This is a genomic window from Planomonospora sp. ID91781, from assembly GCF_015711595.1.
GTDB classification, from domain to species: domain Bacteria; phylum Actinomycetota; class Actinomycetes; order Streptosporangiales; family Streptosporangiaceae; genus Planomonospora; species Planomonospora parontospora.
Genome location: NZ_JABTEY010000001.1, coordinates 3,837,061 through 3,850,668 on the forward strand (window position 1 = coordinate 3,837,061; position 13,608 = coordinate 3,850,668).

12 protein-coding genes are annotated in these 13,608 nt (G+C 71.7%); 2 read left to right on the plus strand and 10 right to left on the minus strand.

All coding sequences use genetic code 11. The annotated features are described in order from the left end of the window. Window positions 1-91 precede the first annotated feature (91 nt). The 8 genes from HS048_RS17385 to HS048_RS17420 form a co-directional block, all read right to left on the minus strand. On the minus strand, window positions 92-2,266 hold the full coding sequence (locus tag HS048_RS17385; RefSeq protein WP_196467492.1) for a glycoside hydrolase family 3 C-terminal domain-containing protein: 2,175 nt from the start codon (window positions 2,264-2,266) through the stop codon (window positions 92-94). Further along, window positions 2,263-3,417 carry a serine/threonine protein phosphatase gene (locus HS048_RS17390; RefSeq protein WP_230880862.1) on the minus strand — a complete coding sequence of 385 codons (1,155 nt, stop codon included), beginning with the start codon at window positions 3,415-3,417 and terminating at the stop codon, window positions 2,263-2,265. Before HS048_RS17390 ends, HS048_RS17385 begins: the two co-directional genes overlap by 4 nt. Before the next feature lie 90 nt (window positions 3,418-3,507). Beyond that, window positions 3,508-4,179, minus strand: a complete 672-nt coding sequence (locus HS048_RS17395; protein ID WP_196467493.1) for an ABC transporter ATP-binding protein — start codon at window positions 4,177-4,179, stop codon at window positions 3,508-3,510. Further along, complete coding sequence (locus tag HS048_RS17400) at window positions 4,167-4,970, minus strand: ATP-binding cassette domain-containing protein (RefSeq protein ID WP_196467494.1); 804 nt, start codon at window positions 4,968-4,970, stop codon at window positions 4,167-4,169. The genes HS048_RS17395 and HS048_RS17400 overlap by 13 nt, the downstream gene beginning before the upstream one ends. Before the next feature lie 8 nt (window positions 4,971-4,978). After that, on the minus strand, window positions 4,979-5,824 hold the full coding sequence (locus HS048_RS17405; RefSeq protein WP_196467495.1) for an ABC transporter permease: 846 nt from the start codon (window positions 5,822-5,824) through the stop codon (window positions 4,979-4,981). Next, complete coding sequence (locus tag HS048_RS17410) at window positions 5,821-6,840, minus strand: ABC transporter permease (protein WP_196467496.1); 1,020 nt, start codon at window positions 6,838-6,840, stop codon at window positions 5,821-5,823. Before HS048_RS17410 ends, HS048_RS17405 begins: the two co-directional genes overlap by 4 nt. Next, the gene (locus HS048_RS17415) at window positions 6,822-8,495 is read right to left on the minus strand and encodes an ABC transporter substrate-binding protein (protein WP_196467497.1); all 1,674 of its coding nucleotides are present in this window, start codon (window positions 8,493-8,495) and stop codon (window positions 6,822-6,824) included. The genes HS048_RS17410 and HS048_RS17415 overlap by 19 nt, the downstream gene beginning before the upstream one ends. A gap of 270 nt (window positions 8,496-8,765) precedes the next feature. After that, entirely contained in the window at window positions 8,766-9,869 is a 1,104-nt protein-coding gene (locus HS048_RS17420; RefSeq protein ID WP_196467498.1) for a cation diffusion facilitator family transporter, read from the minus strand. Window positions 9,870-10,153: 284 nt separating this feature from the next. On the opposite strand from HS048_RS17420, the gene HS048_RS17425 reads away from it, so the two are divergent. Together HS048_RS17425 and HS048_RS17430 are read left to right on the plus strand one after the other, a co-directional pair. Then, entirely contained in the window at window positions 10,154-11,806 is a 1,653-nt protein-coding gene (locus HS048_RS17425) for an ATP-binding protein (protein WP_196467499.1), read from the plus strand. A gap of 240 nt (window positions 11,807-12,046) precedes the next feature. Continuing rightward, the gene (locus tag HS048_RS17430) at window positions 12,047-12,280 is read left to right on the plus strand and encodes a LapA family protein (protein ID WP_307832519.1); all 234 of its coding nucleotides are present in this window, start codon (window positions 12,047-12,049) and stop codon (window positions 12,278-12,280) included. A gap of 118 nt (window positions 12,281-12,398) precedes the next feature. On the opposite strand, the gene HS048_RS17435 is transcribed toward HS048_RS17430, so the two are convergent. Beyond that, the gene (locus HS048_RS17435; protein ID WP_196467500.1) at window positions 12,399-12,917 is read right to left on the minus strand and encodes a hypothetical protein; all 519 of its coding nucleotides are present in this window, start codon (window positions 12,915-12,917) and stop codon (window positions 12,399-12,401) included. 280 nt (window positions 12,918-13,197) lie between these two features. Then, window positions 13,198-13,593 (minus strand): cupin domain-containing protein, encoded by a 396-nt coding sequence (locus HS048_RS17440; RefSeq protein ID WP_196467501.1) that lies wholly within the window; start codon window positions 13,591-13,593, stop codon window positions 13,198-13,200. Window positions 13,594-13,608 lie beyond the last annotated feature (15 nt).

Genomic DNA, 13,608 nt, shown 5'->3' on the forward strand with positions numbered 1-13,608 from the left:
GGTGGACCGGCACGACCGGTCACCCGCCCGTGCTCCGGCTTCGGCGGAGCCACCGCAGCTCCACCGCAGAGCCGCCGCAGAGCCGCCGCGATCAGAGCGCTCGTCGCTCCCGGGGCCGGCGGCGCGTCCCCCGCCTGCTGAGGGCCATCAGCTCGGCGAGGGCCTCCTCGGGGAGCGGGGCGGGGAGGAACCCCAGGAACTGGTGCATCGGCAGTGACTCGACCAGGCGCAGCATGCCGGCGTGCTCGGCGGCCTGCGCCCGCTGCTCCTCGGTCATGCCCGCGGTCAGCCGGTCCATGAACGCGGGGCCGACGGCCGGATGCGCGAGCCACTCACCGAGGCTGGAGCCCAGCGTCAGCTCCTTGGCGAGCACCTCACCGGCGAGCTCGACGGTCGCCTCGGCGACGATCACCGAGGCGTTCTCGCCGATCTGGACGGTGTACTCGCCGGGCGCCACCAGCCAGCGGCCTTCGGCGACGTCCCAGTAGGCGAAGGCGCGGGCGTCCAGGTCGAAGGCCGTGGTCGTGGACTCGCCGGGGCCGAGCGCGACCTTGGTGAAGGCGCGCAGTTCCCGGGCCGGGCGGCGGACGGGGCCGGCCTGCGTGGCGACGTAGAGCTGGACGACGTGCTTGCCGTACCGCCCGCCGGTGTTGGCGACGGTGAGGGCGGCGCGTGCGCTGTCGGTTCCGGTGACCTCCACCGCGAGGTCGCCGACCGCGAAGGCGGTGTAGGTGAGCCCGTGGCCGAAGGGGTAGCGTACCGGCCGCTCGACGGTCTCGTGGTAGCGGTAGCCGACCATGACGCCCTCGCCGTAGCGGACGGTGCCCTGCTCGCCGGGGAAGTTCAGGTAGGCGGGGGTGTCCTGCAGGCGCAGCGGGATGGTCTCGGCCAGCCGCCCGGACGGGCCGGTCACGCCGAACAGCAGGTCGGCGACGGCGCCGCCGCCGGCCTGGCCGAGCAGCCAGCCCTCCAGGACGGCGTCGACGTCGTCGTGCCAGCCCTCCAGCGACACGACGCCGCCGTTGGACAGCACCACGACGGTACGGCGGGCCGCCGCGGCGGTGGCGCGGATCAGCTCCACCTGCTCGCCGGGGAGCTCGATGGCGGTCCGGTCGTAGCCCTCGGACTCGTCGGCGTCGGCGAGCCCGGCGAAGACGATCGCCAGGTCGGCGCCCTCGGGATCGGTGGTGACTGTCCGCTCCCCGGCCAGCCTCCTGATCTCCTCCAGCGGGACGTCCACCCGGGTGGGGTTGACGCGGGAGCTGCCGCCGCCCTGGAAACGCGGCTCGGTGGCGAACGGGCCGACGACCGCGATCGTCCCGACGCCGGGTCCGATCGGGAGCACGGCGCGGTCGTTCTTCAGCAGCACGGCGCACTCGGCGGCCAGCTCGCGGGCGAGGGCGTGGTGGGCGTCGGCGTCGAAGTCCGCCCGCCCGGCCCGCCACCGTTCGGCCATGGCCCGCACCCGGGCCGCGGAGCGGTCGACGACCGCCTCGTCCAGCGAGCCGTCGCGGACGGCCCGCACGATCTCGGCGTCGGCCGCGGGGTTGCCGGGCATCTGCAGGTCGAGTCCGGCCCTCAGTGCGGCCACCCGGTCGTTGACGGCTCCCCAGTCGGAGACCACGACGCCGTCGAAGCCCCACTCCCGGCGCAGCAGCGTGGTCAGCAGCCAGGGGTGCTGACCGGCGTGGACGCCGTTGAGCTTGTTGTAGGCGGCCATCACCGTCGCCGGCCGGGCCTGTTCGACGACGCGCTCGAAGGCGGGCAGGTAGATCTCCCGCAGGGTGCGCTCGTCGACCTCGGCGCTGACGCGCATGCGGTCGGTCTCCTGGTTGTTGGCCGCGAAGTGCTTGACGGAGGCCCCCACCCCCTGGGCCTGCAGGGCCCGCACGTAGGCGGTGGCCAGCACGCCGGACAGCAGCGGGTCCTCGGAGTAGTACTCGAAGTTGCGCCCGCACAGCGGCGAGCGCTTGATGTTCACCCCGGGCCCCAGGACGATCTGGACGCCGTGCGCGCGGGCCTCGGCGGCCACCGCGGCGGCCAGGCGGCCCGCGACGGCGGGGTCCCAGCTGGAGCCCACCGCGACGGCGGGCGGGAAGCAGGTGGCGGGCAGGCTCGCGTGGATGCCCAGGTGGTCGGTGCCGCCCGCCTGCCGGCGCACGCCGTGCGGGCCGTCGCCGAGCACGGCCGAGGGCGTGTCGCCCACCGGCTCGGTGCTCCACGCGTCCCGGCCGGACAGCAGGGAGGCCTTCTGCTCGAGGTTCACCGGGACCTCCGGCGGGAGGGGGCTTCGGGAGTGCCGCCGGGTCCGGGGGAGCGGCGCATCGCGCTCAGGGCGCGTTCGATCTCCTCGCGCGGGTACGGCGTCGTCCTGCTGCCGCCGTACAGGTCCCAGTAGAAGTCGTTCATGGCCGCCGCCACGGGTGCGTACCGGCGGATCACCGCGGCCGCGGCCGGCGGAGCACCGGCGGGGTCCGCGCCGTCCGCGCACGCGCGGATGTATTCGTTGCGCCGTACCGGTACGCCGTCCGGTGGCGTCTCCACCCCGCAGACGCCGGTGACGAGCCAGTTGACCAGCCGCATCAGCGCGTACCCGATGTCGTGGGTCCGGTTGCGCTCCAGGAATCCGGCCTCCTGCTCGGACAGGTCGAACCGGGAGGAGACCGCCAGGCCGAGATCGGCGAGGTACAGGCGTTCGCCGTCGGTGAGGATGTTGCCGAAGTGGCCGTCGAAGTGCATCAGCCCCTGGCCGTTCATGAAGGCCACGTCGGTGAGCAGGCACGACTCGACCATGGCGGTCGCCGCCAGTGCGGCGTCCCGGCCGGCGGCGAGCCGGGCGGCGAGCCAGTCGTCGAGGGTGTGCGGGATGAACTCCTGGAACAGCACGATGCTCGCCGAGGCGCCGGCCAGGGCGTGGAGGCGGTCCCGTACCGCAGGTGACCCGTCCCAGTACTTCACGACCGCCTCGACGTCGGCGTGCTCCTCGGTGGGCGGCGGGGCTCCCGGCAGCACCCGCCAGTGGTAGAGCAGCGGAAAGGCCGCACTGCGCCCGGCCAGGACCCAGCCGGTAGTCATGACGCCGGCCGCGAGTTCCCGCCATGCGCCGAAGCCCGGCCCGGCGAACTCGACGACCCCGTACTGGCAGAACGGAGGCACCCCGAACAGGTTCGCGGTGGACATCACGTTGCCCGGCCGGTGCTCCAGGTCGGTCAGCGGGATGCGCTTGGCGAAGACCGGCACACCCTCGACGTCCAGCAGCACCGAGGTGCCGCCGACCCCCGAGCCCAGGACCTGCGCCCGCTCCAGCGACTCGGCGAGCCGCCGGTCACTGCGCAACGCCAGCGCGCTCGCCACGTCGCTGTATCTGCCGACACGCGCACTCCGCGACATGTCGGGCCGTGCGGCTCGCGGTTCCAACGGCGGGCACCTTTCTGATCGACTTCGCGTATCGGACGCTACACCCGCCGGGAAGGAGCCTTGCCGGGTCCGCTCCGCGGTGACGACCTGTCACGCGCTCCCCGCGGCATCGCGGGCCGCCGGCGACCACCTGGAACGGCGCGCGCCCCCCGCCGGACCGCGGAGGCGTTCGACGGGGATCCGCTCGTCGCAGAGCCGGTCGAGCAGCGCCGGCTCGTGGCTGATGACGACCATGCCGAGGCCGCGTTCGCGGACGATCCCGTTGAGCGCGTGCCAGATCCGCGCCTGCGTGATCGCGTCGAACATGGCGGTCATCTCGTCGGCGACGAGGTACCTGGTGGCGGGATGGAGCGCGCGGGCGATGCAGAAGCGCTGCAGCTCGCCTCCGGACAGCTCGCCCGGCCGGCGGTCGAGCCACTCGCTCCTGATGCCGAGCAGGTCGAGCGTCTCGCGGGGCACCGCATGGGACTCCCGCAGCACCGAGCGCATCCGCCACTTGGGGTTGACCGCCCGCTCGGGATGCTGGTGGATCAGCTGCACCGGCCGGAACCCGCGTCCGGGCAGCGGGGCGCCGTCGACCGTGATCTCGCCGGCCCGGGGCCGGAGGTCTCCCGCCAGGAGCGCGCCGAGCGTCGACTTGCCGCTGCCGCTCGGCCCGGTCACACCCACCACGGTGCCGGCCTCCACGCGGAAGGAGGCGTCGCGGTAGAGCGGTTCCCCACCCGGGTGCCCGTAATCGAGGCCGCTGACTACCAACGCCATTCCACACCTCCGGCGGAGAATCGGTTCTGCGGCAGCGCGCGCCACAGCTCGCGCGCGAAGGGATGGCCGAGCCCGTCGCCCTCCCCGGTGAAGGCGGAGGCGGACTCGACGGTGACGAGGCGCCCGCCGTTCATCACCGCCACCCGCTCGGCCACGGTCACCGCCGAGAGGATGTCGTGGGTGATGAGCAGCACGGCGACCCCGTCCGCGGCGAGCTCGCGCAGATGCCGGAGCACCTCCGCGACGGCCTCGGAGTGCAGTCCCGGGGTCGGCTCGTCGGCGATGACCAGCCGTACGGTGTCCCGGACGCCCGTGGCGAAGAGCACCCGCCTGAGCATCCCCCCGGACAGCTCGAACGGGTACAGCCTCGCCGCCTCGTCGGCCAGGCCGTAGCGGGCGAACAGGCGGCGCTGCTCCTGCTCCGCGGTCTTCGGATCGAGGCCGATCCGCACCTGCCCGCCGACGGGCATCAGCGGGTCGAGGTTCGTCACCGACTGCGGGATGTAGGAGATCTCCCGGCCGAGCGTGCGCCTCCGCCTGGCGGCGGTCAGCCGCTCGCCCCGGTACCGGATCTCGCCGGTGACGTGCGCGTTGTGCGGCAGGATGCCGAGGATCGCCTGCGCGAGCAGGGTCTTGCCGGATCCGCTCGCGCCGAGGACCGCCAGGATCTCCCCCTCGCGGACCTCGAGGTCCAGGCCGGTGATGCCGGGGACGGTCCGGGTGCGCAGCCCGCCCGCGTACCGGATGAAGCCGACGCCGAGATCGGAGACCGTCAGGATCGGTGTGTTCATCAGGTTCCTCATGCGTTCGACGTCGCCGGGTCGAGCACCGCGCGCACCCGGTCGCCGAGTCGCGCGAAGCCGAGCACGAGCAGCAGGAGCGCGAGGCCGGGGAACACCGCCAGCCACCACATCCCGCTGGAGATGTGCGCCATCCCCTCCGACAGGAGGATGCCGATGGCCGGTGTCTGCGGTGGGAATCCGAACCCGAGGAAGGTGAGTGCGGCCTCGTGCAGGATCACGTGCGGGAACATGAGGACGAATCCGACCAGGAGCTGGGGCAGCACGAGCGGCAGGACGTGCCTGCGCGCGATGAACAGCGGTGACCTGCCGAGCCCGCGGGAGACGAGGATGAACTCCGCGCCGCGGATCTGCTTCACATCGGCTCTGACCAGCAGCGCGAGCGACATCCAGTGGGTGAACGCGATGCCCGCGACGAGGCCCGGGATCCCGCCTCCGACGGTGAAGGCGAGCAGGATCATGAAGATCAGGTGCGGGATGCCGATGGACAGGTCGATGAGCCAGGAGACGAAGGCGTCGACCCGCCGGCCGAGGAGCGCGGCGCAGATGCCGAGCAGCGCGGAGATCACCGTGCTGATCGCCGCGGTGAGCACGCCGATGCCCAGGGAGAGCGCGAGCCCCTTCACCACTCTCGTGAAGAGGTCCCGGCCGAGGTGGTCGGTCCCGAGCGGGTGCTCCGGGCCCGGTGGCAGCAGCCGCGGCGCGGAGTTCGGCCGCAGCGCGGCGTCGTCCAGCAGGAGGCGGCCCGCCAGGACGCAGGCGACCAGGAGCACCACGACGGAGAGCGAGACGACGAGGTCCCGACGGCCGCGCAGGCGCGGGCGGTGACCGGTGGGCGTCTTCATGCCCTCCTCCGGATCCGCGGGTCGATCGCGGCGTTGACGACGTCCGCGATCAGGTTGCCGGTGAAGACGAACACCGCGCTGACCAGCACGATGCCCAGCAGCAGCGGGACGTCGCCGCCGAGCGCGGCCTCGGTCAGGGTGGAGCCGAGACCCGGATAGGAGAAGACCGTCTCGGCGAGCACCGAGCCTCCGAAGAGTTCTGCGAAGTAGGCGAACTGAAGGGTCACCGCCGGGACCACGGAGTTGCGGAACCCGTGGTTTTTGAAGATCTGCGCGCCGGTCTCGCCCCGGGCGCGGGCGAATGCCACGTAGTCGCTGTTCAGGACGTCCGTCATCTTCTCCCGGGTGTGCATGGCGATGTTCGCGACCCCGACGGCGGACAGGGTGATCGCCGGCAGCACGAAGTGGTGGAGCCGCTGGGCGAACGTGACGTCCGCCGCCGGGACGCCCTGCGGCCCCGCGAGCCCCACGGGGAACCAGCCGAGCCACACGGAGAAGACGACGAGGAAGACGATGCCGAGCCAGAAGGCGGGCGTCGCGGACAGGGTGTAGCTGTACCAGGAGACGACCCGGTCGGCGAGCCGTCCGCGGTGCATCGCCGCGACGGCCCCGAGCAGGTATCCGAGCACCCCGGACAGCGTCCAGGCGACCGCCATCAGCGCGAGCGAGGCGCCGAAGCGGGCTCCCATGACGTCGGTCACGGGAGCCTTGTACAGCGTCGAGGTGCCGAAGTCGCCCTGGAGCAGGGTACCGGCCCAGGCGAGGTACTGCTCGACCGGCGAGCGGTCCAGCCCCCACCGCTCGCGCAGCTTCGCCAGCTGCTCGTCGGTGAGGTCCACGTCGGCGCCGATGTAGGCCTGGATCGGGTCGATCGGCGAGTTGCGGACGAGGACGAAGGCGAGCACCGACACGCCGGCCAGCAGACTCGCCAGGCGCAGCACGCGCAGCAGGATCAGTCTCGGCATGACGGGCACCGCCCCGGCCGTCCGGCGGGCGTTCACTTCTCCCAGCGCCACTGGGCGATGGTGTTGAACAGCGCCCACTCGTGCCCGTGGCCGTGGATCGGCTGGTCACCGAGGTGCAGCCCATCGCGGACGAGGTAGAGGTGGTCGATCCGGACGAGCCAGATGATCGGCGCGTCACCGTCTTCGCCGGCGAAGCCGCTCTCACCGTCCCACTGCGCCCGCTTCCAATGCTCGTTCGCCTCCTCCTGCGTGGCGGCCGACAGGGCACGGTCGAGGTGGCCGTCGACCGTCGGGTCGGCGTACTGCGGCATGTTGTTGTAGCCGGTGTCGATGGTCTTCGACGAGTACATCGAATACAGCTGGTGCGCGTGGTGGCGCCCGCCGCCCCAGGTCACGGCGTTGGCCTTGCCGTCGAGGTAGATGCCGTCCCAGGTGCTGCCCTTGGCGGTGATCTCGATGCCGAGCGTGCGCGCCTGCTCCGCCACCACCAGCGCCAGATCGCTGCGGAGCTTGTCGTCGGAGGGGTACATCAGTGTGAACCCGGCCTTCTTCCCGGCCTTCTCCACGATTCCGTCGCCGTCGGAGTCGCCCCAGCCGGCCTCGGCCAGGACGCGCTCGGCGTCGTCGGCCCGGCCGTCCTCGAAGGCCGCCTCCCGGTTGAACCACGGGAGGGTGTCGACGAGGGTGTGGGCCGGGCGGCCGTGACCCTGCAGCACGATCTCGGTGATCTCGTCGCGGTCGAGGCCGATGTTCAGCGCCTTGCGGATCGCCGGGTCCGCGGTCACGTCGTTGCCGACCGCTACGTCCTTGCCCTGGATCTTCCCCTTGCCGCCGGCCGGCCGCGTCGGCAGTGACAGTCCGCGGGAATCGATGCTCTCGAAGCGCTGCAGTGTCATGCCGGGGACGCGCTGGTCGGCGAAGGCCGGTGGGACGTACGCGATGTCGACGGTCCCGGCCCGGGCGGCGGCGAGCGCCGCGTCCTCGCCCAGGAACAGGAAGGTGAGCTTGGTGAACCGCGGCCGCTGCCCGTACCAGTGCGGGTTCACGGTGAGGATGAGCTGCTGCCCCTGCTGGTAGTCGGCGACGGTGTACGGGCCGGACCCGATCGGGTTCTTCGAGTAGTCCGGGCCGTAGTGGGCGGCGGGCAGGATCGGGATCTCCGAGAGCTGGCTGACGAAGGTCGACCGCGGTTCCTTCAGGTGGAACTCGACACGGGACTCGCCGGTGGCGGTGATCCGGTCGACGAACGTCAGGTCGAACCGTGCGCCGTCCTTCTTCAGCATCTCGTAGGTGAAGACGACGTCCCGGGCGGTGACCGGCTCGCCGTTCGACCAGCGGGCGTTGTCGCGGAGCGTGAAGCTCCAGGTCCGCGCGTCGTCGCTCACAGAGTATTCCGAGGCCAGGTCGCCGACGAAGTCGACGTCGGCGTCGATGGTGAGCAGCGAGCTGTGGATCGGCCGGATCTGCGCGGGTCTGGAACCCCAGCCCTTCAACGGGTCGAACTCACCGCCGGCGACGTCCCCGACGGCGACGACGAGCTCGGTGCCGCGGTGCTGCGGTCCGCCCGGGGACGACGTGTTCTCGCCTCCCCGTCCCCACCGTGTCGCGACGCCGACGGTCACCCCCACGACCACGATGAGCGCCAGTGCTGCGGCGATCCACGCGCGCCTGGCATTGCCGGTCTGAAGTTCCTCATCTCGGGACAAGGGGAACGACCTCGATTTCTGACGTTGTCACGAAGGGGATCGTCGCCACAGAACGGGCGACGGCGGACAACAGTACTGATAATCATTATCGTTTCTCAAATCGAGGCTCGAGGGTCGGCGCCGACGCGGACGCCGGCGCAGTCGTATCGGCTGATCAAGGACGGGGGGCGGCGTCTCCGCCCGTGTTGAGCGCCCGGTCGTGGTCAGTTCGGTGCTTGCTGCGCGGTGCCGAAGAGGGAGCGGCCAATGGGTCGACGACGCTCCGGGCCGCTACCGATGGGCCAGGAGCGGGGCGTGGTGATCGGTGCCGGCCGGTCCGTCGGGATCGGCGTGCACCGTGGCGGCCCGCAGCCGGGGCAGCTCGTGCATCAGAGCGTGCTCGGCCTGCACCGCCACGGCGTGCGCCTCGGCCAGCAGCGCGTCGTGGCGCACCGCGATCTCGACCTCGGCGCGCAGCGTGTGCCCGACCCAGCGCAGCCGTACCGCCCCGACGCGCTGGACGCCGGGCACACCGGCCAGGACATGCTCGGCCCGGGCGACCAGCGCGGGATCGACGGCGTCCATGAGCCGGTAGTAGATCTGGCGGGCGGCATCGCGCAGCACCACGCAGATCGCCCCCGTGATGACCAGGCCGACGATCGGGTCGGCCGACGGGAAACCGAGCGCGGCACCGCCGGCGCTCAGGAGCACCGCCAGGGAGGTGAAACCGTCAGCGCGGGCGTGCAGGCCGTCGGCCACCAGCGCAGCCGAACCGATCCTGCGGCCGACGCGGATGCGGTAGCGGGCCACCAGCTCGTTGCCGGCGAATCCGGCCAGCCCCGCGGCCGCGACCGCCCCCAGATGGGAGACCGTCTGGGGATGGAGCAGCCGGTCGACGGCCGTCCACCCGGCCAGCACGGCCGAGGCCGCGATGGTCAGCACGATGACGATCCCGGCCAGGTCCTCGGCCCGGCCGTAGCCGTAGGTGTAGCGGTGGTTGGGCCTGCGGCGGCCCAGCACGAACGCGATGCCCAACGGCACCGCCGTCAACGCGTCGGCGGCGTTGTGCACGGTGTCGCCCAGCAGCGCCACCGACCCCGACAGCACCACGATGACGGCCTGGGCGGCCGCGGTCAGACCGAGCGCTCCCAGCGAGATCCACAATGCCCGCATGCCCTCGGCACTGGACTCCATCGCCGCGTCGACCTTGTCGGCGGCCTCGTGGGAGTGCGGCCGCAGCAGGTGCGTGACCTTCGCCCGGATCCCGGCCGCACCGCGCCCATGTCCGTGGCCGCGTCCGCGCCCATGTCCGTGTCCGTGGCCGTGTCCGTGGCCGTGATGGTCATGGCGGCGGCTGTCCGAGGGAAGGCCGGCGGTGTCGCGCTGATCGCTCATACTCCCCACGATGACCCACGACGCCGATTGCAGCACCTCGACATCAGCGCAGGTCACGCTGTTGCGAGACGGTCGCGCCACGACCGGCCGCCATCGGCCTCGGCATGCCGGGTTCGACGCCGGACCGCTGATCGCACCCTGCGCCCCTCAGCGATCCGGCCTGACCGCCCCGGGACGGGTCGTCCCCTGGACGTCGCCGGCCATCGTCCTGGCAGCGGCCTCTCGATGATGTGATCAGGCGAAAGTCCTCATATGGGTATGAAGAGGATGAAAGGTGGTGTGTCGTGGAGGTGAACGGCGGAGACCGCGTCGGTGACCGGGAACGGCTGCGGACGCTGTACGCGACCGGTCTGCTGGACGCTCCGCCCCCACCGGCGCTGGATCGGGTGACACGGCTGGTGGTCCGGCTGCTGGAGGTGCCGGCCGCGGCGGTGACGCTGATCACCGAGGACCGGCAGGTCGTGATCAGCGCGGCGGGAGCGGTCGATTCGGGGGCCGTCAGGAGCGTTCCCCTGTCGCAGTCGCTGTGCCGGTACGTCGTGGCCGACGACGCGCCGCTGGTGATCGGCGACACCCGCGGGGAGGAGCGCGCGTGCGAGCTCCTGGAGAGCGCCGGAGGGCAGCCGGCGGCCTACGCCGGAGTGCCGCTGAACGCGCCCGGCGGGCAGGTGATCGGCGCGCTGTGCGCGATCGACACCCGGACCCGGGCCTGGAGCCGCGAGCAGGTGCGGACGCTGGAGGACCTGGCCGCCCTCATCGAGCCGGAGATCGCCTCACGGCTGGCCCTGGCCGAGAGCCACCGCCGCTTCGACCGGGTCATCTCCCGCATCAGCGACAACGTGTGGAGCGTCGAGGTGACCGCCGACGGCTCGTTCTTCTCGATCTACCAGAGCCGGGCGGCCGCCCCCCTGCTCGGCCATCCGGCGCCGAAGGGCGCCGACGTGCCCGAGCTGATCGCCCGCCGGATCCACCCCGACGACCAGGCCGCGTACGCCGCCTTCCTCGATGTCCTGCGCACCGGGGAGCGGGCCGAAATCGAGTTCCGCATCCTGGGCCTGGACGACGTCATGCGGTGGATCTGGGCACGCGGTTTCCCTCGCAGGGAGGGGACGCGGTTGTTCGTCGACGGCATCGCCACCGACGTCACCGACCACCACGAGCTGACCGAGCACCGCGAACGCCTCCTGCTCCAGCAGAAGCAGCAGGTCGAGCGCCTGCACCAGATCGACGAGATGAAAAGCCAGTTCCTGCGCACGATCAACCACGAGCTGCGCACGCCGCTGGCCTCGATCCGCTCTTCGATGCAGCTGATGTGCGAAGGCGAGGTGGACGCCCGCGATCAGCAGCGGTTCCTGGAGGTGATCGACCGCAACAGCGTACGGCTGGAGCACCTGCTGAACGAGCTTCTGCTGGTGACCAGCCTGCACGCCGGCAGTGCCGCCTTCAACCCGGCCCGCGTCGACTTGGCGGCCCTGGCCCGTGAGGCCGTGCGCACCGTCACCGCCCAGTGTCGGGCAGCCCGGCGTCACGCCGACCCGCCGACCGTGGCGGTTCACGCTCCGGCCGCGGTGACGGTCTGGGCCGATGCGGGCCATCTGCGCCACGCCCTGAACCAGCTGCTGGACAACGCCGTCACCTTCACCCCGTCCGGCGGCCGCATCACCGTCACCGTCACCGCCGACCCGGCTCCGGTGATCGAGGTGGCCGACACCGGCGTCGGCATCGGTCCGCACGACCTCGAGCACGTCTTCGACGACTTCTACCGCGGAGCCGACGCCGAGCAGCGGGCCGGCGGCACCGGCATGGGCCTCCCCCTGGTCAAGAAGATCGCCTCCATGCACGGCGGCGAGGTCGCCATCGACAGCCGCCTCGGACACGGCACCCGGGTACGGCTCGTCCTGCCCGCCCTGGCCGCGCACGGCTCCGGGCCGCCGTGACGAGGCGCCGCCGCCCGGTTGAGGAGCAGCGGTCGCGGAGCCGGGACCGGCCGTCCCGCGGAGCGGGACCCGCAGTAGACCATGCCGACATCCGACAGGGCGCCGGAGGTGCGGGACGAACCGCCCGGCGGGACGGCATCCGGCGCCGGTGGTCTCCGTGTCCGGATCCGCCGAACGGGCACCTGCTGCGATTTCGGGGTAGGGCAGAGACCAAAGCCGCTGTACCCATCGGGGGGATCCGTGACAGAGCAGAGACCAGCGGGCTGGTTGAGTGCGATGCCGCCACGCATGTGGCTGGCGCTTGTTCTTTCGGTACTGGCACTCGTCTTCATCCTGCAGAATCGGCAGGATACGGCCATCCGGCTGTTCACGATGGTGATCACCGCCCCTTTGTGGATCACGCTGGTGGCGTGCACGGCCATCGGCCTGCTGATCGGTGTGCTGATCGGCCGCGGAGGCAGGAAGAGCCGATGACCTCTCCCGCCAAGGTCACCATGCGTGCCCGCCGGTAGCCGCCGGGCGCGAGGGGACGGGTGAGCACGGGGGAGAGCCGGTCGGCTCTTCCCCGTGCTCGCCGGGCGAACGCGACGTCCTACAGGAGGCCGTTTCTGCTGAACGCCTTCATCTCCCTGCCGTGGACGGCCAGTGCGTAGATGACCAGGACGTCGACGGCGATGACGATCGCCGACCAGAACGGGTAGGCGGGGAACCAGGCGAAGTTGACGAGCGCCTGGAGCCCGGCGAGGAAGATCCCGACCGCGCGTCCCCACGTCTTGCCCGCCATGACGGCGGCGCCGGCGAGGGCGACGACCACCCCCATGATCAGGTGGAACCAGCCCCAGGCCGTGTAGTTGACGGGGATCGCCAGATCGCCCGCGGTGACGAGGTAGAAGTCGGTGTTGAAGACGCCGACCAGGCCCATGAAGGCCTGGAAGCATCCCAGGACCATCATCGTGATCCCGGCGAAGACCACCCAGCCCACCCAGCCGGTGGGCTGGGGCCCGTCCGCCATCGGCCGTGCCTGCGCCCTCTGGGCGTCCTGACGTGCCTGGGACGGCGTCACCTGATCGCGCACCGCCTCCTGCGTCTGCCCGTAACGCGGATACTCCATGTTCGGCTCCCTCCGCACGGCAGGGCTTCCGGGAGCACCTGCGTAAGCGTTCGCGCATGCCCGGCGGCTGTCGTGCGCTGTTCGGGGATTCAGCGGTTCGAGCGGCTCTGCCGCACGCTCACCCCCGCTCCTTGCCTCCTTCCCCTACCCGTAAAACGCCATATTCTCCGCATACCCCACTAAATATGTATAAATTGGGCGCGATGTCGGTCCCTGCCGCCCCATGGCCTCGGCTTCCTCGACGGCCTCCCGGACCTCGAAGCGGTGCACCAGCCCGTCCTCACGAGCCGAGTGCGTGTCCTGTGGTGGCGTCGATGTGGCCGGGGATTCCGGCGGGGCGGTCGCCGACCGTCGATGTCCCGGTGGGCTCGAACATGAGGATCGCGGCGCCGCCGGGAGCGTGCGGCTTGTGCTCCGTGCCCCGGGGGACGGTGAACACCGCGCCCCGGGGGAGGCGGACCGTGCGCTCTCCGCCGGCCTCGCGCAGCCGGATGTGCAGTTCCCCGTCGAGCACCAGGAAGAACTCATCGGTGTCGGCGTGGACGTGCCACATGTGCTCGCCCTGGACCTTGGCGATGCGTACGTCGTAGTCGTTGACGCGCGTGACGATGCGGGGGCTCCACAGGGCGTCGAAGGAGGCCAGTGCCGTGCCGAGGGCGATGGGTTCGTTGCTCATGGGAGAAGCCTGGCC

Excerpts from the sequence above, each read along its gene's own strand:
- HS048_RS17395 (WP_196467493.1), bottom strand. The coding sequence starts at position 4,179 with ATGGCGTTGGTAGTCAGCGGCCTCGATTACGGGCACCCGGGTGGGGAA.
- HS048_RS17400 (WP_196467494.1), bottom strand. The coding sequence starts at position 4,970 with ATGAACACACCGATCCTGACGGTCTCCGATCTCGGCGTCGGCTTCATC.
- HS048_RS17405 (WP_196467495.1), bottom strand. The coding sequence starts at position 5,824 with ATGAAGACGCCCACCGGTCACCGCCCGCGCCTGCGCGGCCGTCGGGAC.
- HS048_RS17420 (WP_196467498.1), bottom strand. The coding sequence starts at position 9,869 with ATGAGCGATCAGCGCGACACCGCCGGCCTTCCCTCGGACAGCCGCCGC.
- HS048_RS17435 (WP_196467500.1), bottom strand. The coding sequence starts at position 12,917 with ATGGAGTATCCGCGTTACGGGCAGACGCAGGAGGCGGTGCGCGATCAG.
- HS048_RS17440 (WP_196467501.1), bottom strand. The coding sequence starts at position 13,593 with ATGAGCAACGAACCCATCGCCCTCGGCACGGCACTGGCCTCCTTCGAC.